General features: G+C 40.4%; 19 protein-coding genes and 1 pseudogene. 10 read left to right on the forward strand and 10 right to left on the reverse strand.

The features are described from left to right. Positions 1 to 140 precede the first annotated feature (140 nt). The gene (locus PL8927_RS05920) at positions 141 to 1,082 is read left to right on the forward strand and encodes an Hpt domain-containing protein (RefSeq protein WP_083618559.1); all 942 of its coding nucleotides are present in this window, start codon (positions 141 to 143) and stop codon (positions 1,080 to 1,082) included. 13 nt (positions 1,083 to 1,095) lie between these two features. Here PL8927_RS05920 and radC read toward each other — a convergent pair whose 3' ends face one another. After that, positions 1,096 to 1,827, reverse strand: coding sequence for a RadC family protein (gene radC, locus PL8927_RS05925; RefSeq protein WP_083618561.1), 732 nt, complete (start codon positions 1,825 to 1,827; stop codon positions 1,096 to 1,098). A 167-nt stretch (positions 1,828 to 1,994) separates the two neighbouring features. Beyond that, the gene (locus tag PL8927_RS05930) at positions 1,995 to 2,837 is read right to left on the reverse strand and encodes an MOSC domain-containing protein (RefSeq protein ID WP_083618563.1); all 843 of its coding nucleotides are present in this window, start codon (positions 2,835 to 2,837) and stop codon (positions 1,995 to 1,997) included. A 381-nt stretch (positions 2,838 to 3,218) separates the two neighbouring features. On the opposite strand from PL8927_RS05930, the gene PL8927_RS05935 reads away from it, so the two are divergent. Next, a complete protein-coding gene (locus tag PL8927_RS05935; RefSeq protein WP_083618565.1) occupies positions 3,219 to 4,085 on the forward strand; it encodes an XDD3 family exosortase-dependent surface protein in 867 nt (288 codons plus the stop codon). A 161-nt stretch (positions 4,086 to 4,246) separates the two neighbouring features. On the opposite strand, the gene PL8927_RS05940 is transcribed toward PL8927_RS05935, so the two are convergent. The 4 genes from PL8927_RS05940 to PL8927_RS05955 form a co-directional block, all read right to left on the reverse strand. Further along, complete coding sequence (locus PL8927_RS05940) at positions 4,247 to 4,801, reverse strand: Npun_F5560 family protein (RefSeq protein WP_083618567.1); 555 nt, start codon at positions 4,799 to 4,801, stop codon at positions 4,247 to 4,249. Positions 4,802 to 5,040: 239 nt separating this feature from the next. Continuing rightward, entirely contained in the window at positions 5,041 to 5,379 is a 339-nt protein-coding gene (rpsF, locus tag PL8927_RS05945; RefSeq protein WP_083618569.1) for a 30S ribosomal protein S6, read from the reverse strand. Between the two features lie 140 nt (positions 5,380 to 5,519). Continuing rightward, a complete protein-coding gene (locus PL8927_RS05950) occupies positions 5,520 to 5,996 on the reverse strand; it encodes a Tic20 family protein (RefSeq protein ID WP_083618571.1) in 477 nt (158 codons plus the stop codon). Positions 5,997 to 6,195: 199 nt separating this feature from the next. Beyond that, complete coding sequence (locus PL8927_RS05955) at positions 6,196 to 6,393, reverse strand: hypothetical protein (RefSeq protein WP_083618573.1); 198 nt, start codon at positions 6,391 to 6,393, stop codon at positions 6,196 to 6,198. Between the two features lie 366 nt (positions 6,394 to 6,759). On the opposite strand from PL8927_RS05955, the gene glyA reads away from it, so the two are divergent. The 4 genes from glyA to hpnH all read left to right on the forward strand — a co-directional run bounded on the left by glyA (position 6,760) and on the right by hpnH (position 11,903). Beyond that, the gene (gene glyA, locus PL8927_RS05960) at positions 6,760 to 8,043 is read left to right on the forward strand and encodes a serine hydroxymethyltransferase (protein ID WP_083618575.1); all 1,284 of its coding nucleotides are present in this window, start codon (positions 6,760 to 6,762) and stop codon (positions 8,041 to 8,043) included. Positions 8,044 to 8,226: 183 nt separating this feature from the next. Next, positions 8,227 to 9,843 carry an efflux RND transporter permease subunit gene (locus tag PL8927_RS05965; protein ID WP_269322007.1) on the forward strand — a complete coding sequence of 539 codons (1,617 nt, stop codon included), beginning with the start codon at positions 8,227 to 8,229 and terminating at the stop codon, positions 9,841 to 9,843. A gap of 38 nt (positions 9,844 to 9,881) precedes the next feature. Further along, positions 9,882 to 10,859: a hopanoid-associated sugar epimerase gene (gene hpnA, locus PL8927_RS05970; protein ID WP_083618579.1), complete on the forward strand. Its 978-nt coding sequence runs from the start codon at positions 9,882 to 9,884 to the stop codon at positions 10,857 to 10,859. Between the two features lie 33 nt (positions 10,860 to 10,892). Continuing rightward, on the forward strand, positions 10,893 to 11,903 hold the full coding sequence (gene hpnH, locus PL8927_RS05975) for an adenosyl-hopene transferase HpnH (protein ID WP_083618581.1): 1,011 nt from the start codon (positions 10,893 to 10,895) through the stop codon (positions 11,901 to 11,903). Between the two features lie 129 nt (positions 11,904 to 12,032). Here the strand turns inward: hpnH and crtO are convergent, their stop codons facing one another. The 3 genes from crtO to PL8927_RS05990 all read right to left on the reverse strand — a co-directional run bounded on the left by crtO (position 12,033) and on the right by PL8927_RS05990 (position 15,154). Then, positions 12,033 to 13,727 carry a beta-carotene ketolase CrtO gene (crtO, locus tag PL8927_RS05980; RefSeq protein WP_083618583.1) on the reverse strand — a complete coding sequence of 565 codons (1,695 nt, stop codon included), beginning with the start codon at positions 13,725 to 13,727 and terminating at the stop codon, positions 12,033 to 12,035. A gap of 95 nt (positions 13,728 to 13,822) precedes the next feature. Beyond that, the gene (locus PL8927_RS05985) at positions 13,823 to 14,344 is read right to left on the reverse strand and encodes a DUF2231 domain-containing protein (protein WP_083618585.1); all 522 of its coding nucleotides are present in this window, start codon (positions 14,342 to 14,344) and stop codon (positions 13,823 to 13,825) included. Positions 14,345 to 14,407: 63 nt separating this feature from the next. Continuing rightward, positions 14,408 to 15,154, reverse strand: a complete 747-nt coding sequence (locus PL8927_RS05990) for an LmeA family phospholipid-binding protein (protein ID WP_083618587.1) — start codon at positions 15,152 to 15,154, stop codon at positions 14,408 to 14,410. Between the two features lie 211 nt (positions 15,155 to 15,365). Here PL8927_RS05990 and PL8927_RS05995 point away from each other — a divergent pair, with 211 nt between their 5' ends. After that, positions 15,366 to 15,695, forward strand: coding sequence for a four-helix bundle copper-binding protein (locus tag PL8927_RS05995; protein ID WP_083618589.1), 330 nt, complete (start codon positions 15,366 to 15,368; stop codon positions 15,693 to 15,695). 216 nt (positions 15,696 to 15,911) lie between these two features. On the opposite strand, the gene PL8927_RS06000 is transcribed toward PL8927_RS05995, so the two are convergent. Then, positions 15,912 to 18,602 carry a DEAD/DEAH box helicase gene (locus tag PL8927_RS06000; protein WP_083618591.1) on the reverse strand — a complete coding sequence of 897 codons (2,691 nt, stop codon included), beginning with the start codon at positions 18,600 to 18,602 and terminating at the stop codon, positions 15,912 to 15,914. Between the two features lie 237 nt (positions 18,603 to 18,839). Between PL8927_RS06000 and PL8927_RS06005 the strand changes: the two are divergent. From PL8927_RS06005 to PL8927_RS06010, 3 genes and pseudogenes are all read left to right on the forward strand, one after another. Next, positions 18,840 to 19,169: pseudogene (locus tag PL8927_RS06005) on the forward strand (succinylglutamate desuccinylase); the annotation flags it as partial. 49 nt (positions 19,170 to 19,218) lie between these two features. Then, complete coding sequence (locus tag PL8927_RS28965) at positions 19,219 to 19,416, forward strand: hypothetical protein (RefSeq protein ID WP_331281800.1); 198 nt, start codon at positions 19,219 to 19,221, stop codon at positions 19,414 to 19,416. Between the two features lie 57 nt (positions 19,417 to 19,473). Continuing rightward, on the forward strand, positions 19,474 to 19,953 hold the full coding sequence (locus PL8927_RS06010) for a flavin reductase family protein (RefSeq protein WP_083618593.1): 480 nt from the start codon (positions 19,474 to 19,476) through the stop codon (positions 19,951 to 19,953). Positions 19,954 to 20,006: the final 53 nt, after the last annotated feature.

Genomic DNA, 20,006 nt, shown 5'->3' on the forward strand with positions numbered 1-20,006 from the left:
ATGATCTTGGGTTAAATTAAGATCCAGGAGTCAGTTGCCACTGGGTAAAATCGTACTTACCCAGAAGAACAAAAACTCAGGGCGCGACGGCACGACTTAATATAAAGACGCTCTGGAAATAAGGGTTTAGGAGGGCTGCTGTGCCAACAAACCAAGACCAAAAGATCTTTTCTATCTTCATGGAAGAGGCTGAGGAGCGTCTTGAGACCCTGCAAACGGGGCTAACAGAGCTACCAGCAATTATGGCTGATTCCGACCGGGAGCGGGTCATGGCCATCTATCGGGCTGCTCACTCTATTAAGGGAGCCGCAGCAATGTTGATGGACAAAATGCCCAGTCTTAACAGCATTAATAAGGTGTCTAAACGCCTAGAAGACTGTTTTAAGATGGTTAAGGATACCCCGCTTAAAATTGATGCGACAACCCAAACCCTCTACACTAAAGGGTTTGAAGTGCTGAAAAATTTAATTGATCGCGCTGCCAGTCCGGGGGGACTCTCGGAGGAAATCGGGGAGAAAATTCTACAAGCTTCCCTTCCTGTTTATGATAAATTGGAAAACCACTTAAAGGCTTTGATGAGTGGTAAGGCATCCGCAGCAACTCCTGCACCTGCAACAGCAACGCCTGCGGTTGCCAATGCAGTGAATCAAGTCATGACGGTTCTTAAACCCATGTTACAGGGATTCAAGCAAGCGGAATCTCCAGAAACTCGGAAACAATTGGCGGGTTTGTGCGCTCGATTAACGAAAGTTGGGGTCGGAGTTGAGCCTTGGCAAGTATTAGTTAAAACGGCTCATGGTGCGATCGCTAATCCTAAAAATTCTTTTAAAGTTTTAGCTAATCCCATTATTAATGAATTAAAGCAAGGAGCAGAACTCTTACAAACGGGAAAAGCTAATACTATTGCCCCTAGTGCAACGTTATCAACTTTGGCTGGAGCCAAAGCAGCAGCTAAATCGGCAACTCCAGAAATTACGATTCCGGCTGATCCGAAAGAGGTGGTTAAAGTTCTATTAAAAACGTTTAATAAACAGCAATTACAAGCGATCGCCCAACTGTTAATTAAACACGTTAAATCTTAAAGGAAAGGGTACTTTATTCGGTTTGCGGATATTCTTCCCATAAAGAAGTTGTGGTTCTTAAACTTAGATGATTACCATTCCCTAAAATAATATGATCTAAAATCGGAAGGGATAAAAATTGCGCCCCTTGCAACAGTTGACGAGTTAAATTAATATCTTCTGAACTGGGTTCTACAGTCCCCGATGGATGATTATGGGCAATAATTACCCGTGTTGCACCACTTTTCAAGACTTCTCGAAAAATATCACGGGGATGGGCAATTGTTTCTGTTGCACTTCCAATCGTAATCACTTGAGTTCCTAATAAACGATGTTTGACGTCTAACAACAACACTGCAAACCGTTCTTGAGCTTGCCACATTAAATCATGACTCAAGGCATCCGCCGCCGCTTGGGGAGTCTCTATCACGGCTAAATCAGGCGGTTTAGACTGAAACACCCGTTTTCCTAACTCAACGGCCGCTAAAATAGTGGTGGCTTTCGCTGGCCCAATGCCATGAATTTCAGTCAATTCGTGAACCCCAATATCCCGCAATACTGCTAAGGGATCACGTTGATGCTGGCCTAACTGATTTAATATATATTGTCCTAAACCCACCGCCGATAATTTTCCTTTTCCCTGACCTGTTCCTAACAAAATTGCGATCAATTCAGCCGTTGCTAAATTTCTGGAACCAATGGCCATAAGTCGTTCACGGGGACGCTCATCACTGGGTAAATCAGCAATTCTCAGGCTATAGGTCATTTGGGAAGCACCCCACTAACGCAACAGTTATGGTATTAAATTTTACTCAAATTTTTCTATAAGTTCAAGTCCGATAAGGCGTTAAATTCCCTAGGGTTAGCCGTTTCTATCAAATTAGTCTCCGCAATTCGCGCCGAGCGCTGGTAACAAAAGTTTAATTTCAAGCCTCAATGGGTTTCTACAACCTCAACAGAATCTCCCACCTGAATTGTCCCTGTATTTCGAGGAATCATATTGAAACCAAACATGACTCCGCGCGGCTGTTGTCGAAAGGTGGATAAGGTTTTCAACGGTTCTTTTAATTGATTGCGTTCCCCACTTTTTTGATCGGTTGTTGTTACAATACAACGACTACAGGGTTTGACCAAATCAAAATAAACCTCTCCAATTAAAATGGTTTTCCATTGATCTTCAATAAAAGCTTGATCAGTATCGATCACAATATTAGGTCGAAATCGATTCATCGGAATCTGTTGTGATGATAGCGGATAGGTTTCTTGAAGTTTTCGGTTCAATTCTGCTAAGGAAGCGGTATTCGTTAATAAACAGGGATAACCATCCGCAAAACTCACCTGATTATCTGTATTAACAGCATAATTTGGGTCAACAGGTCGAATAAAATCAGGTGATTGTCGCATTAACCGAAAATCAGGTTGAGCATCGGATTTTAAAGCATTTTGCAGCCAATTAGCAACCTCATCCCCTTGATCAATCGCAACGGTTTGATCTCTCCAAACCTGTACAGTTTTAGAAGTTCCTGTTACGGTTGGTTGGAGTTTAAAGGGTTCAATTGTACTATCTTCAACGGATAATTCAATTCGATCTCCTAATCGCTGTACTTGAATTTTAGTTAATTGGGGATAAGTTCTCTGGGTGACAAATTGACCGGATTCATCAACCCACATAAATTCCCGATCCCACGCTAACCCCTTAAGGGTCACTTCCGCTTGATTCAGGGCTATTTTGCCACAGGATTTAATCGGATAGATAAACAGTTCAAGCAAATTCATCAATCAGATCTCCATAATAATCTAATTGCTATCTTAGAACCAACTCATCTACTAATCAAGGGATTAACCCTAGACAATTGGATTAAAATTTCTATTCTCCCTATTTTTTGTATAATTTGAATCCGTAATAACACTGAGAAAATTTATCCCTGTTGTTTAGAGTTTATATTTCAAGAAAAATCATCAGTATTTTCTCTTGATTTTAGATTGTTTGTCCAGGCTACTAAAAGGAAAATAGTTGATCCTATTAGGGTTTTATTCCTTTTACAAAGACTTTACAAATTTTGGTGTTTTAAACATCAAAGCTTTAACAACAATCCACTATAGTGTATTTATAGAAAAGAAAAAAAGCTTAAACCCGAACCACCCAGGAGTCAACTTATGAAAACTTCAACACTGAAAAAATTAATCGGAACGACAGTAGCCAGTCTTTGTTTCGTCTCTGTGAGCGGTCTTCCGGCGATGGCTGGACAACTCCACAATGGATGGAACTACGGAATTGATTCCTTTGCCGATGGATCTGGCGGTGAATCTTTTAATATTAGAGGAATTGCCATTAAAGAAACCAGCGATAGCATCTTTGTTGCCTTAACAGGTGGAACTCCTCTGACGGGTGTAGCTAACAATGGAGCAGCCGATAAAAATATTGGTTGGGGAGATTTATTTCTAAACTTTACTAACAAAAACTTCACAACCGCTAGTAATGACAAGAGCTTATTTGGAGTTCGTTTTGCGGGAACAAATGACTCTCAAGTTGCCACAACCGGGCTATATAGTAACGTAAAAGGTGCCAGCGTTACAAATGTAAATCATGGCTACAGTACCTTAAAACAGTATTACGGTGCTGGATTCGATAAAGTCAACACCCAAGGCACTGACCTTGCTACAAAAGCATCTGTTTACAGTTATTTTGGTGAAAAAACAGCAATTCTGAATGTGATTGACTCCGGTGCGAATAAATTAGGTGGTATTCAAAGTTTGTCTGCTACAGCCTTACAAAATCAAGGACTTAACTTTGGATTCTTCAGTGCTCAAGGATCACAAACTCTGGGTTTTAGCCTGAATAAATCCGATTTAGGACTCGCCGATGGTAACTATGACTATATGGCTAGTATTTTCCTAGAATGTGGTAATGATGGTGTTGCTCTCAACGGTGGAGTTTCTGTTCCTGAACCGGGTAGTCTTGCTGGTTTAGCGTTGGTTGGTTTAACTGTACTCGGTAGCCGACTGAGCAAACGTCAATCTTAATAAATCAGAACGGAAGTTAATAGTTGATTTAAGATTAGGTGAATAAGGGTGCAGCTTTGATGCTTTTAATTGATCTAACTAAAAAACACTTAAGGGGCTATTCTTGATTAGGAATAACCCCTTAAATTTTAATAGGGAATAATCTTTAAAGCCTTTAGCAATCAAGCATTGCCAAAAGTAGGAATTTCCACAGATCCCCCACCTCGATTTTGAAAACTGGGTAGATCCAAACCACTCGGACGGCGACTTTTTTGAGCTAAACGATAGCTAACACTCTGTAACTCCGCATGAAGTTGTTTATTTTCACGTTGAAGTAATTCAACTTTTTCCATGACTTCATTCAGACGTTCTGAGAACTTCTGACGGTACACGCCGGGTAACTCTTGGACGACCTGTTCCAACATCCGAGAGCGATCTGTTAACTCTTGAACCGACTGTCTCTGTTGATAAACTTCCGTATCCCGTTCGGCAATTTGTTCTTGATAAAACTTAACTTGCTGTTCCATTTCTTGCAGTTGTTCTCGTAAAGCCACCATTTGGACTTGGTGACGTTCGGAAACTTCAGGGGTCGGTAACAAATTAGTATCCCCTTTCACCAAACGAAACAGTTCTTGAGATAACTGTTGAATCAACTGATCTCGCATTTGTAGCTCTTCGTTTAAACGAGCAACTTCAGCGTTTAATTCCTGTGGCGATTGACTTTTGGCTTGGCTCACGGTAACTAACGGCTCCTATAAATTTATTCTGTATATTTGTTCTTAAAATACTCTTCCTTCCCCAAATTCGCAATAGTCGTGAAGAGGGGGTAGGGTGTAGGCATCAGTGTCAACTTAAGCCGAAAACCCGTGATTACAGCCCAGATACCCCTAAATCCCCCTTAAAAAGGGGGAGTTTAATCTCCTGTCCCCCCCCTTTTTTTAAGCAGGGCTAGGGGGGATCTTTTGATCTTCTCTACTTAGGCTTCTTGAGGTTCAGGTTCGGGGGTTTCAGCGACGACTGGGGCTACGTCTTCCTTAATCGTCAGATAACGAATGACTTCATCACTAATTCGCATCGCTCTTTCTAATATAGCAATCTGACTACCAGGGCCTTCATAATTCATCTGAACGTAAACCCCTTCCCGATGCTTGTCAATATCATAAGCGAGACGACGTTTACCCCGATTTTGAACTTGAATATTCTGTCCGCCTTGATCTCGCAGGATGGTTTCATATTTGGTAATAAACTGCCCAACTTGCTCATCGTTGAGGTCAGGGCGCAGAATATACATCGTTTCGTAAATAAAAGGTTTCATGCTGTTATACTCCTTTTGGACAACAAGGCTTCTGGATGAGAAGCAAGGATCTTTGATTATATCAGGTATTGGGGTAGCGAAAAAAAAGGGTTGAGTGAAATAGATAGATTTGGGCAGGGAGACCCTGCCCCTACGAGGCTTTATCGGACTTGCATATAAACAGCATCAGAAAGGGTGGGAATTTCTGCATATTTTCCTAAGAAGCACTGAATTACAGAATAGAAAAATGCAACTAAAAGACCCAGGAAGATCATGTTATAGAGGGTTTCAACCACAAATCCTTGCAGAAGACCATTACCTAATACTTGGAAGATTAACGTACATAAAATCAAAACAATGTCAATCAAAATTGCCTGCATTGTATTAAATCGAATGAAATGAGGAATATTTTCATTACGAACCACTAACATATATAACGCTAAAAACAGAATAAATCCAGCAAAAGGAATCACTTGATAAAGCGTCATCAAGGGAATAACAGGCAATGTAATAAGTTGTAAAATTGGAAACTGTTGAAATAAATAGCGTCCAAAAGGCAACCCATCCATTAAAGGCAGTAAATAGGGTAAAGCGGCAAAAATGCGATCGCGTACTGTCGTCGTCCCGCGCCAAGTCATAACCAGTTCTCCTGAGTGTGTCTTAAACTCAGGATAGCGTAGTCCCAGATATTCGGTGTTGGTTGTCGGTTGTCGGTTATCGGTTGTCAGTTATCGATTGTCAGTTTTTGGTTAACACTCAACATTCCCTGTTCCCTGTTCCCTGTTCCCTGTTCCCTGTTCCCTGTTCCCTGTTCCCTGTTCCCTATTCTCTGATATATCATTGAACATTGGCGATCCGAAAACCCATCTGACACTCATACTGACTGGGTTGATTATCGATGGAGGGGCGCACCAAATGACCGCAGCAAAGCTGACCGCCTCTCCAACGAGGTTGACCGCTTTGATCAGCCAGCAAACACCCTTGACAAACCTGTTGAGAAGCAAGTAAGTGATTATCCATCAAGATGACTAGCATAATGGTTCCTCCGACAGATGCCCTTTCTCTGTATCTATTGTAAGTCAAGAGTTCCAGGCTATTCATCAAAATGACTTACAATTTAACAAAACGGGCAGAAATTTTAGAGTGTTGCGGTTGGGGAGTCAAAGAGTAGAAGGGTTCAGCAAAGAAAGTTATTATTGAAGATTCTGGGTAAAATAGGCTATTGAAACCCATAATTATAGCAACCGCCAAGGTAGTTAGGACATAGACTGATACAGAAACCTAGACGATTAACTCTTTTCCTCCGGTGTTCCCTGTTCCCTGTTCCCTGTTCCCTGTTCCCTGTTCCCTGCTATAAGTGCAATAGCATTTTGTTTTTGTGTCATTAAGAGGAATTTTATTGTGAGTCGGACTAGCTTAGAAATCTTATCTGAAACAGATCCCGTCATTGCTGACCTGATTCAGCATGAACTCTGTCGGCAACGGGATCACCTAGAATTAATTGCGAGTGAAAACTTTACCTCCGCCGCCGTCATGGCTGCCCAAGGGTCAGTTCTCACCAACAAATATGCAGAAGGACTTCCCAAAAAACGCTATTACGGGGGTTGTGAATTTATTGATGGTGTCGAACAGTTAGCCATTGAACGGGCTAAACAACTGTTTGGGGCTGCCAGTGCCAATGTTCAACCCCATTCCGGCGCTCAAGCCAACTTTGCCGTCTTCTTAGCGATGCTCAAACCCGGTGACACGATCATGGGGATGGACTTATCTCATGGAGGGCATTTAACCCATGGTTCTCCGGTGAACGTTTCGGGTAAATGGTTTAAAGCTTGTCATTATGGGGTCAGTCCAGAAACTGAAGAACTTGATTATGACTTAATTTTAGAATTAGCCAAACAACATCAACCCCAAATGCTGATTTGTGGGTATTCTGCCTATCCTCGGATCATTAATTTTGAGAAATTCCGGGCCATCGCCGATGAAGTCGGGGCTTATTTAATGGCCGATATTGCTCATATTGCCGGGTTAGTGGCAACGGGTCATCATCCTAACCCCATCCCCTATTGTGATGTGGTGACAACAACCACCCACAAAACCTTAAGAGGGCCAAGAGGGGGGTTAATCTTAACACGGGATGCCGAACTGGGCAAAAAATTGGATAAAGCCGTTTTTCCCGGTTCCCAAGGTGGCCCCCTAGAACACGTGATTGCTGGGAAAGCCGTCGCCTTTGGGGAAGCACTCAAGCCCGAATTTACCACCTATTCCGGTCAAGTGATTGCCAATGCGAAAGCCTTAGCAACACAATTACAAAACCGAGGCTTAAAAATTGTTTCCAATGGCACAGATAACCATCTGATGTTAGTGGATTTACGTTCTGTTAGCATGACGGGAAAACGGGCGGATGCGCTGGTCAGTGATGTTAATATTACTGCCAATAAAAATACCGTTCCTTTTGACCCTGAATCTCCCTTTGTCACCAGTGGGTTAAGATTGGGTTCACCCGCGATGACAACACGGGGAATGGGAGAAACAGAATTTATTGAAATTGGCAATATTATTGCTGACCGACTGTTGAACCCCGACGATGAAGCCATTAAGGACGCTTGCCGTCAACGAGTGGCCAATTTATGCGATCGCTTTCCCCTTTATCCCCATCTCAGCGTCAAAGTTCCGGCTTTAGCATAAGGGACGGATACAGTGAACTATTGTAGAGACGTGCCAAGCATTAGTGTCAACTTAACGCTAGAAGTAGGCGCTCAAACCCGAATTCACGCTTATCTGATCTCAAGTCAATGATCCCCCCTAACCCCCCTTAACAAGGGGGGAACAGGAGATCCAAGTCCCCCTTTTTAAGGGGGATTTAGGGGGATCNCAGCTTCCACCTTAACAATTGTAGCGGTTTTTCTCCCCGTTGCCTTTATGGGAGATGCGTTAGGACAGTTTTTTAAACCCTTTGCTTTAACGATTTCTTCGGCTGTGGTTATATCATTATTAGTCGCTAGAACTTTGTCTCCAGTTTTAGCAGTTTATTGGTTAAAACCTGCCAAAAATAAACCCGAAAATTATCCTCCTAAACCAAACCCCATTATCGAAACTTATCGTCGATTATTACAATGGTCACTGACCCATCGTAAACGGGTTATTTTAATCGCTATTTTGAGTTTTATTGCAGGTTTAGCCTTAATTCCGTTTGTTCCTCAAGGCTTTTTACCTCGGTTAGACCGAGGAGAATTTGTGATTAATTATTCCTATCCTTTACCTCAAATTTCTAATATTAAGGTTCAAAAAAATTTTCAAACCCAAGAAACTCCTACAGACACCCCAACGGTCGAAACAAATATGTTTCAACAACAGGGAGCGTTTGATTGGTTAACGGATTTAGCTCGAAATCCGATTCAATTATTTTTGAGAAAAACTCGGACGACAGGAGACAAAATAGAAAGCGTTGTTTTAAATACTCCCGATGTGGAAGAAGCCTTTACCATTGCCGGAATTAAAGGACAACCGAATAAAGGCAGAATTTATGTTAAATTAAAAAATAATCGTCAATTTACGACCTTAGAAACTCAAGACCAAATTCGTTCTAATTTACCCCCCATTAATAACGTAACTGTCAGTGTCGAAGATATTCAATTTGTAGAAACAGGAGATGAGAAACCTTTACAAATTGTGTTAGTTGGAGATGATGTTAATCTTTTAAAAAATACTGCGAAAGCTATTCAAGAAAAAGTCGCAAAATTACCTGGTTTTGTAGATGTTCGGGCGACAGGAGAAGAAAATATATCTAATGAGATTAACCAAATTGAACGCTTTAATGGTCAACGGGCTGCTTATGTTACCGCTAACTTAAGTCAAGGTCAATTATTAGGAGATGCGACCCATCAAGTTTTTAACATTGCTCAACCTTTAATTCCTAATGGGATAACGTTAAAATTAACCGGAGATTCTGCTAGAATTGGTCAAGTTTTAAATAGCTTTCTTGTTACTCTCATTTTTTCTGTAGTTTGTATGTTAGGGTTACTATTCTTATTATTTGGTCGTTGGGTTGAACCTGCGGTAGTTGGGTTAACACTTCCGCTATGTTTAGTTGGGGCAATGTTAGCATTATTAGTCACTCAAAGTGCTTTTGGAATTATCTCTTTAATTGGCTTAATCTTCCTGTTAGGATTATTAGATAAAAATGTGTTATTACTGATGGATTATGTTAACCAACTCCGTCAAAAAGGCATGAGTCGAAATCAAGCTATTATTGAAACGGGCGCAGTCCGCTTAAGACCGATTATTATGACCACTTCCTCAACGATTTTAGGAATGTTACCAATTGCGTTAGGATTAGGAGCAGGGGCAGAATTAAGACAACCGATGGCTGTTGCTATTATTGGGGGGTTAATGACTTCTACGTTATTAAGTTTAATTGTCGTTCCTGTTTTAAATACATTGTTAGAAGATCAAGGGTTGAAAATTAAACACCGATTTAAGAAATAGAGTTAATAAACACAAAGACACTAAGACACTAAGAGATGATGAAAGTTTTTGTAACGGGTGGGACGGGGTTTATTGGAGCGAATTTAGTGCGACTGTTATTGAAAAATAACTATGACGTTCGGGTGTTAGTTCGTCCTGAGAGTAATTTAGATAATTTAAAAAACTTAGAGGTTGAAATTGTTGAAGGTTGTTTAACGGATTCTAATTTATATCAATCTTTAAAGGGCTGTCAGGTTTTATTTCATTGTGCAGCCCATTATTCTCTTTGGCAAAGGGATAAACCTTTATTAGAGCGCTATAATATTATCGGAACTCGTAATATTTTAGCTGCTGCTAGAAAAGCGGGAATTGAACGAACTATTTATACCAGTTCCGTCGCAGCTATTGGGGTAAAACCGGGCGTTGCTGTGAATGAAACTTATCAAAGTCCGGTTGAGAATTTAGTCGGATATTATAAAAAATCTAAATATTGGGCAGAACAAGAAGCGCATTATGCAGTACAATTAGGTCAGGATATAGTGATTGTCAATCCCAGTACCCCTGTTGGCTCGTGGGATATTAAACCTACGCCGACAGGGGAATTAATATTGCGGTTTCTTCGCCGAAAAATGCCTGCTTATGTGAATACCGGATTAAATTTTATTGATGTTCGAGATGTGGCCCAAGGTCATTTACTCGCCTTAGAAAAAGGGAAAACTGGAGAACGCTATATTTTAGGTCATCAAAATTTAACCTTAAAAGAATTTTTAGAGTTATTATCAGAAATTACAGGTTTATCTGCCCCTCAAAAAATAATCCCGATTTGGCTTCCTTTAAGCGTTTCCTGGGTCGATGAAATGATTTTAGCAAAACTCGGTAAATCCCCTTCTATCCCCTTAGATGGCGTGAAAATGTCAAGACAACCGATGTATTATAATGCCTCAAAAGCGGTTCGAGAATTGGGTTTACCTCAATCTGATATTAAAACCGCCTTGAAAGATGCCGTTAATTGGTTTATGTTAACTGTTGACTGTTAAATATTAGAATAAGTTTCTGGTGAAAGGAGAAAAATGGCCATTCAAATTGAACAAGCGATCGCTGTTGGCAAATATCTGTTTATGCAACGGTTAATGGGGCGAAAAAAATTTCCCCTCGTGTTAATGTTAGAACCGTTATTTCGCTGTAATTTAGCTTGTTCTGGCTGTGGAAAAATTCAACATCCTAAAGAAATTCTCAAGCAAAATTTAACCCCAGAAGACTGTTTTAAAGCGGTGGAAGAATGCGGCGCACCTGTGGTTTCTATTCCTGGGGGTGAACCGTTATTACATCCCCAAATTGATCAAATTGTTCAAGGGTTAGTCGCCCGCAAAAAATTTGTTTATTTGTGTACAAATGGAATTTTACTGGAAAAGACTTTAGACAAATTTAAACCTTCTCCCTATTTAACCTTTAGTGTACATTTAGATGGGTTAAAAGCACATCATGATCAATGTGTAGACCGAGAAGGCGTGTTTGAAATTGCAGTTCAAGCCATTAAAGTTGCCAAATCTAAAGGATTTAGAGTCACGACCAATACAACCGTATTTTCTGGAGCCAGTTCTCAAGAAATGCAGAATTTTTTTGATTTTCTGGAAAGTTTAGAGTTAGATGGAATGATGATTTCTCCAGGTTATAGTTATGAATGGGCACCGGATCAAGAACATTTCTTAAAACGGGAACAAACCAAAGCCTTATTCCGAGAAATTTTATCTCCCTATCAATCTGGGAAAAAGAAATGGAATTTTAATCATAATCCTTTATTCCTCGATTTTCTAATGGGAAAAGAAGATTATGATTGTACCCCTTGGGGAAGTCCCAGTTACAGTGTTTTAGGATGGCAAAAACCCTGTTATTTGTTAAATGAAGGGTATTATTCCAGTTATCAAGAATTATTAGAAAAAACCGACTGGGAACAATACGGAAAATCAAGCGGTAATCCCAAATGTACAGATTGTATGGTTCACTGTGGTTATGAACCAACAGCCGCAATAGAAGCCATGAAACTAGAAAATATGGGGCGTTCTATTGGGGCTTTATTTTAAGTATAGCAACCGCCAAGGCAGTTAGGACATAGACTGATACTGAAACCTAGACGGTTAACTCTTTTCCTCCGGTATTCCCTGTTCCCTGTTCCCTGTTCCCTGTTCCCTGCTATATAATTGGGAAAAAAGTTAGGGGTTTTTTAATACCGAATTGGTAATGGATTGCAAAGACTTATAAGCCTCTGTTAAGGTTTGAGAAACAGGTTGTTGAGTGTATAAAAATACCCTGGCACAATTGCGACCGGGTAAGCCCGAAATTGAACCGCCTGGGTGAGTTCCGGCTCCGGTTAAAAATAACCCTTTAATGGGGGTGCGATAGTTAGCTAATTCGGGTAACGGACGGAAAAACATCATTTGCTCTAAAGTCATATCAATATGATAGTAATTCCCATTTAAAGCACCCAGTCTTTCCCCTAATTCTGCCGGACTTTCAACCCGACGCGCAATAATTGATTGTTTTAAATTGGGGGAATATTCCGCTAATTTATCTAATATTCGATCCGCGACTTTATGTTTTAATTCATCTGTCCAACCTGTTCCTTTTAACCCTGTTCCTTCGGCTCCAGCTATTTGATAAGGGGCAAAAAATTCAATCCAAAGGGTATGTTTTCCTTCAGGAGCCATTGTGGGATCAAGCATAGTTGGAACCACAACATACATGGATGGATCAGCATCAGGAATTTTGCCTAAAGTGGTATCATGGTGAGCAATTTCTACCTGTTTAACTGAGTCAGCAATTAATACAGAACCGATTAAATATTCATCTCGATGATTATGATGTTCAAAACGCAAAGGTTCGGATAATGCACAATCAATTTTGAGAATCGTTTCATTATTATTAACAATCCGACGTTCTAACCGTTCTCGCAATTCAGAATCAGCATCATCGACATCCGCAGCATCCATTAAATGCAAAAACAATCGTTTAGCATCAATATTAGAAATTACCCCTTTATTGGCTCGATATTCTTTACCATTGGCAACTCTAACCCCAATAGCTTTTCCATCATCAACTAATACTTTTTCAACGTGTTGGTCGGTTAAAATTACCCCTCCATGAGCTTGAATTAAATTTAATAATGCTTGAACTAATGCTCCTGTTCCGCCTTTGGGTCTTGCCATTCCTGGATGATGTCGCATGGTCATCATCATCGCACCGACGGCGAGATTTTTTTGCGAAGGAGGAGTTCCTAATTCTGATGCTAACCGAGCTAAAGGTGCTTTGAGAAATTCCTCATCAAACCATTCATTTAATAAGTCCTCAGCACTGCTTAACATGGTTCGAGCAAAATCGAGAGCTTTTTCGGGAGAACCCAGAACAGAAAACAAATCTTTAAGTTGACTAATATTGTAGTTTCCAGCAATATCAATAACAGATTGAGGAGGAGCACTAAAAATTGGGATAGCTGCATTAATAAACTGTTGCCAAAATCCGACAAAATCTCGATATTTAGCTGCATCTCTGGCGTTATAGCGTCCAATTTCAGCACAGGTTTCTTCAATGGATTTATGGGCTAAAAAGTATTTGCCATCAGGATGAGGACAAAATACAATCGGATCACAAAATAAATATTCTAAGCCATATTTATGCAGTTCTAATTCCTCAACAACTGGCCCTAAATGAATAAATTCATGATCAATCGCACACAGATTAAATTTAAACCCTGGAGCTTCTTCGGGAATGGCTTCTTCTGTGGTCGCAGCCCCCCCAGGAACAGAACGTTTTTCCAGTAATAAAACACTGTATCCCGCTTTTAAAAGATAAGAGGCACAGGTTAAACCGTTGTGACCTGCTCCAATGATAATAACATCGTAACTGTCCATAATGATTGTCTTTTGTTGAAGTGTTTATGAGAATAAATTTAGGGTGCATTAGGAGTTTTTAAAACTTTTGATAACACACCCTGGTCTAAATGTTTTTAAGGTTGGTGAGGGTTTCCATCCCCAATCACAGCAATTTTATGGCGATATACTAATTCGCCACCATACCACCCTGTTATTGCTAACAGTCCCGCTACAACTACAGAAAGAATAATTCCCCAAGGAGCAATACTATCAATAATATTATCCCACCGTAAAAATAAACTAATTCCTGATAACACTAAAACGGCAATATTACCGACCATGTGAATCCATCCCGCTTTATGTTCTCGGACTCGATGAATTTTAAAAAAATCTAACATTCCTGTTAATCCTGCTAAAATTCCCGTTAGAATTCCACCTGTAATTAACCAAAATGATGCGGTTGCCCAAAATGAGGAATTGGTGAATAAAAATAGAATATCTGTCAATAAAGCTGTTGTTAAAAATGCAATGGGAAAGGTGACAATAAAAGGATGTAGAGGATGTCCTAAAATCGCAACACTACTGGGAATTCCACTATCATAATATTCCCGTTCGTTGCCTTCAATTAAAGGTTCTAAATGAGTAATGCGTGTCATGAGTTGATCTCCAATTGCAAATGTAGGTAAATTTCTGAGATTGATCCTAAAATTCAACCTTAACTAACTCGCTGATGGAAAGGACTCAACATCAGCTTCTGCTAACAATGTGATTTTTTGATCCTCTAAATTTAAGCGTTGAATGCAAAGATTTACCCCTTTTAAGTTGAAATTATCTAAATTTAAGAGTTCGCTAGATTCATCAATTAAAGCCTGAGTTAATTCAGGAGAAACATTCTCTCCTTGAGAATATTGAATATCCTTGAGTTGAATCGTTTTGCGATCTGAACTAATATCCGGTAAGGCTGTAAATGCAATTTTTGAGGATTCTCCCTTGGGTTGCGAAATTAGATAAGCTTGGAGAAAGAATCGACCATTACCAGGAAGTTTAAATTCAACAGCTTGAGTATCAACTATTTCCTGATTTCCCTCAATTGAAATTTCCAAACCCCGCAGCTTTTTGAGAATATAATCAGAATTAAAAGCGCGATTAATATCCGCTTCTGTTAACACAACTTCAGCCGTTGCTTGAGTGGGATGATTCAGTTCAATTTGTCCGAAAGCAACACTCAGGGGATTAATAGAAATCTCCGCAGTTGTGAGTTCCATTTTCTCCATTCTCAAGTCACTTTTCATCACGATTCCAGTTCCTGAAATTGTGGCAGAATCAACTTGACCCTCAACTAACTTAATCGGATCAGTATTAACATTAACATCCAGTTCTTCAACTTCATCTAATTGACTGGCTAGAGTCATTTCTGCCAGTTTGTTTAAAGCCTGTTCTCCCAAATCATTGTGCTTCTGACTCACTCAAATTATCCTCAGTCTGGGTTGAGGATATTGTATGGAATTAAATCAAGATGTTGTATCTGTATTTAGGTAGAGAACCTGATTTACCTAGTCTTCCATGCTGTATAAATAAATTCCTATTTTTAATAATCTATTCCTTAAGAAAGAGGAGATAATTTTCTGTCTTTGATAACTGTAGTTTTAGTAAAACTTATTTTTGTTGGAGAAAAAAATGGCTCATCACAATAATAAATCTGGGCTGGAAATTGTCCTACAATGTGCAGTTGAGTGTGAACACTGCGCCGATGAATGTATCGGAAATATGGCAGAGTGCGCTCGTTTATGTCGAGATTGTTCTCAATTATGTTGGACAATTGCAGGGTTTATGAGTCGCGGTTCTCGCTTTATTGCACCTCTGTGTCAGACTTGTTTAGAAGTTTGTGAAGCTTGCGCTAAAGAATGCCAAAAACACAATAATTCCCATTGCCAAAGCTGTGCTACAGCTTGTCAAAATGCGGCTGAACAATACCGTAAAATTGGAATGGTTGTTGCTGCTCTATAACGCTTTGATTTAATTGATGATTCAGTTGGGTATCCTATGGGTTACGTTGCCGACTGTAACCCATAGGATAGGGCTATTTTAACAAATTCTAGAAATTAATAAAACTTCTCCTATTTAACAGATTAGAGATGAGGTAATATTTCCAACTCAAAAACATTTCCATATTTTTTGTTGTACACCCGGCAACTTCTCTGAAACCGGGTTTTTAATTCCTCCTTAATCTACCGCTTCATTAATCGGGAATCGATCAATTAAATGACGGGCGCGGATGGCATTTTGTTTGAGGGATTCACTTAAATGGGGAACATGGGGAATTTGTGATAGAAAATCCAACGTCCGCCGGAACATTCGCACAATATCCCCCTCATCTAAACTGGTATTAGAAACTAACTCTACCCAATCCGTTTCTAGGGCCCATTGTTCAATTAAACCCGTTAAATCCCGTTCTAACCAAATGGGTAACGCCACGCGATAGCGTCGTTGCTGTTTAAACAACTCCTGACGAACCCCCCGCAACCGTCCCAGAGCATTTTCCACATTTTCCGATAACTCATAGCGTGTCCAACTATCGGGACGAGAAACCTCCGTCACCAACGCCGCACAAGCTGCTGCTAAATGATGGGGGTCAAGATCATCAAAAATCCCTGACTTTAACACCAACCCTAACCACAATTCATTGTCACCGCGTAAGGCCGCCGTTGCTTGTCCTAAATCCGTTGGTTTCAATTCATCTAAAGCTTCAAAGTATTGCAAAATTGAAATTAAAGCCAAAAATTCTTGCCAATGATGGGCTAAATCATCCTCTAATTCCGTGCGACGTTCTTGAATAATTTCATCTAATTCTGCCCACCGTTGCCATCGTTTTAATAGTTTATTCGGTTTACCCCAATCATGAATCGGATGGGCATCTAATTCTAGTTTTAACCGTTCCACTTGCTGCTGTTGGGCAATAATTTCGGGCGACGATTCTGATAAACTTAAATCAGGAATTTGTTGAGCCATCGCCACGGTCAACTGATCCCCTTTGCGACATTGGCCTAATTTAAACGGAATATTAGGAATATCCAAATAATCGACATTTAACCGTTTAGATTCCGTTTGCAAAATCACAATATCCGCCGAACTCACCACATACCAACGATTATCCCGCCCTAAACACAGGAAATAGGGGACTTGTCCCGAACTGGGGGTTTTTGCCACTAACACCGAGGGAATGGGCTCAGCATCGAAACTTCGGGCTGTCGGGACGTGTTTTCCGCGTAAGCCGACAATAGTGCCTAATTCGATCAACTCCATCGACACCGCCATCCGTCGGATGCGACTATCTTCGGCTTGATTTTGTAACAGTTTTAATAAACGACGTTCTTCTCGCAACCGTTCATAAATTTTTTCAAAACTGGCTAAGGTTTCCTCTAACATTGCCATATTTTGTTCGCCACGAAAGCCAAATTGGGCTTCAATTAACGCCAATTCTGCTTGCATGATTTCAATTTCCCGTTGGGCAGGAATTAAGTTAATTGTCGATAGATATTGTCCGAAACTGCGTTCAATTAATTCTTTGGCTTGCTCTAAAGAATGGCGTTGTAATAAATTCAAAACCATGCCATAACTGGGTGTGAATTGACTTACTAACGGGTCGGGTTTAGAAGTTGCTAAATAGGCGGCTTCCTTTGACCCTTCAAAGGGAGTTTGTACGGTGACAACATAGCCTTCAATATCCATCCCACGCCGTCCCGCCCGTCCTGACATTTGCAAAAATTCAGAGGGTTTTAATAAGCGATGACCATCATCGGTGCGTTTCGATAAACTTGAAATTACCGTAGTTCGAGCGGGCATATTAATCCCAGCAGCGAGGGTTTCTGTGGCAAATACTACTTTAATTAACCCTTGTTGAAATAATTCTTCGACTAACCCTTTCCAAGTCGGTAATAATCCGGCATGATGAGCAGCAATTCCTCGATATAAAACTTCAACTTGTTCCGCGCGAACGCCTTCAGGACTGGAAGCTAAAAACGCATCAATTCGTTTTTTTAATAGGGCTGTTTCCGCTTCATTGACTAAGGATAAATGACGGACTTCGGCGACAGAGCGATCGCATCCTTTGCGACTAAAGATAAAATAAATAGCAGGTAACATATCCCGTTCTTGTAAGTGGGATAAAACGGCGGCTAAATTCGGAACATCATTTCGTCTTCCCCGTTGGGGGATGCCTTTTTTCTCTTTGAGGCGAGGATTAATTCTTTTGAGGGCATCATCTAATAGGGGAAAAAAGCCTTTAACATTGCAAAAATGATATTGTAATGGCACGGGCCGAAAGTCAGAATAAATTAACTCTGTTGGGCCATGAACTTGGGAAATCCAGTGGGTTAACTGTTCACTATTGGCCACCGTTGCGGATAACGCCACTAATTGAATTTCACGGGGACAATAAATAATTGATTCTTCCCAAACTGTCCCCCGTTGGCGATCATTCATATAATGACACTCATCCAAAACCACCGCCTCCACCGCTTCCAGGGAGGTTCCTACCTCTCCAATCGGCGTACCATAGAGCATATTGCGGAAAATCTCTGTTGTCATCACCACCACCGGGGCGTCACGGTTTACGGAAATATCCCCCGTTAGTAACCCCACTTTTTCCCACCCAAACTGCTCTCGAAAGTCCCTAAATTTCTGATTAGATAAGGCTTTTAAGGGTGTAGTGTAGAAGACCCGACGCCCGCCCTGTAACGCCCGATGGATGGCATATTCCCCCACTAACGTTTTTCCTGACCCCGTTGGTGCACAGACGACAACGGATTTCCCTCCATTCAACGCCTGAATGGCATTGTACTGAAAATCGTCCAGGGGAAACGGAAATAGGCTGTTGAGATCCAGTTGGGGATCGTTTTGGGTAGAGTAGGACACAAGAATCTAAATGATAAAGCTAATCTTATTGTGCCTAAATTCTAGCTTGATTTACAGAGAAGTTGGAGAAAGTCTGATAAAAACTGCCTGATTGAGATAAAATCTCCTAGGGTCAATCGTCAGGGTGGTTTTGTTATCAATAGTATTTTTACGGTTTCGTTACCCGTTTTTAAGGCAAAACCTTGAACCTTATATTAACATAAAAATTTCAAAATTATCATTATTTTTAATAATTTTATGAATCCTAAGATTTTAACAATTCCCTTGGTTAAACTAGCTTCTGGCGATCGCTTATTTCTCCAAGTCTATCAATTCAAAGGTTCAAAACCGGGCAAAAAAGCTTATTTACAATCTAAATTACACGGGGCTGAAATTAGTGGAAATGCTGTTATTCATGATTTAATTAAATTTTTAACAAATTCAGATCCAGATCAATTAACCGGAGAAATTTGGTTAGTTCCAGTTTGTAATCCCTTGAGTGTAAATCAGCGATCGCATCAATTTTCTTGCGGTCGATATAATCCTTATAATGGCAAAGATTGGAATCGAATTTTCTGGGATTATAAGTCTGACTCCCAAAAAACAACTGCAATACTATTATTCAATCACCGGAGGCATGATTAAATTTTATGTTAAATTAGGAGAAACAATTTATAAAAATCAAAAACTCTATGAAATTTTAACGTTTAATAAAACCGGAGAATTTCCACAAGTTCAAGAGGTTTTCGCCGAGTCCGATGGGCTAATCTTTGATATCACCAGAAATCATTCTGTGAATCAATGGGATTATCTTTTAGGGGTAATGCCGTGTTAAATCCTGATTTTTTGCTAAACTAATTCCTGTAAAACGACGACCTACCCCATTAATATTATGTTAGACGAATCCGCTAAAAAAACAATTCTGCGTAAAATTCCCCACGCTCTCTATATTTGTGGGGTGAAAGAGGGGGATGATGTTAATGGTTTTACCGCCAGTTGGGTGACACAAGGTTCCTTTGAACCGCCCTTAGTCGTCAACTGTGTTAAAAATGATTCTAAATCCCACGCCATGATTAAAGCCAGTGGTGTTTTTTCCCTCAGCTTTCTCGCCGAAGGTCAAAAAGACATCGCCCAGAAATTCTTTAAACCCCAACATCGAGTCGGAAACAAATTCGAGGATGTGGAATTTTACCTGGGAGAAACGGGTTGTCCGATTATTTCCGAAGCCTTGGGTTACGTTGAATGTCAAGTCGTCGGTGCGGTTGAACACGGCGACCATACTGTATTCGTTGGAGAAGTCATCGCCACAGGCGTCCACAAAGAAGCCGAAATTCTCAACCTCGCCAGTACAGGCTGGAATTACGGAGGATAAGAGAGAGTAGGGGGAGCGTCCTCCCTCATCAACTGCCAACCGTCAACAGTCAA

Source organism: Planktothrix serta PCC 8927 (assembly GCF_900010725.2).
Taxonomy (GTDB): Bacteria; Cyanobacteriota; Cyanobacteriia; order Cyanobacteriales; family Microcoleaceae; genus Planktothrix; species Planktothrix serta.

Bases quoted from the DNA above. Each gene is read 5' to 3' on its own strand.
- radC (WP_083618561.1), bottom strand. From the start codon at position 1,827: ATGACCTATAGCCTGAGAATTGCTGATTTACCCAGTGATGAGCGTCCC.
- PL8927_RS05930 (WP_083618563.1), bottom strand. From the start codon at position 2,837: ATGAATTTGCTTGAACTGTTTATCTATCCGATTAAATCCTGTGGCAAA.
- PL8927_RS05935 (WP_083618565.1), top strand. From the start codon at position 3,219: ATGAAAACTTCAACACTGAAAAAATTAATCGGAACGACAGTAGCCAGT.
- rpsF (WP_083618569.1), bottom strand. From the start codon at position 5,379: ATGAAACCTTTTATTTACGAAACGATGTATATTCTGCGCCCTGACCTC.
- PL8927_RS05950 (WP_083618571.1), bottom strand. From the start codon at position 5,996: ATGACTTGGCGCGGGACGACGACAGTACGCGATCGCATTTTTGCCGCT.
- PL8927_RS05955 (WP_083618573.1), bottom strand. From the start codon at position 6,393: ATGCTAGTCATCTTGATGGATAATCACTTACTTGCTTCTCAACAGGTT.
- hpnA (WP_083618579.1), top strand. From the start codon at position 9,882: ATGAAAGTTTTTGTAACGGGTGGGACGGGGTTTATTGGAGCGAATTTA.
- hpnH (WP_083618581.1), top strand. From the start codon at position 10,893: ATGGCCATTCAAATTGAACAAGCGATCGCTGTTGGCAAATATCTGTTT.
- crtO (WP_083618583.1), bottom strand. From the start codon at position 13,727: ATGGACAGTTACGATGTTATTATCATTGGAGCAGGTCACAACGGTTTA.
- PL8927_RS05985 (WP_083618585.1), bottom strand. From the start codon at position 14,344: ATGACACGCATTACTCATTTAGAACCTTTAATTGAAGGCAACGAACGG.
- PL8927_RS05995 (WP_083618589.1), top strand. From the start codon at position 15,366: ATGGCTCATCACAATAATAAATCTGGGCTGGAAATTGTCCTACAATGT.
- PL8927_RS28965 (WP_331281800.1), top strand. From the start codon at position 19,219: ATGATTAAATTTTATGTTAAATTAGGAGAAACAATTTATAAAAATCAA.
- PL8927_RS06010 (WP_083618593.1), top strand. From the start codon at position 19,474: ATGTTAGACGAATCCGCTAAAAAAACAATTCTGCGTAAAATTCCCCAC.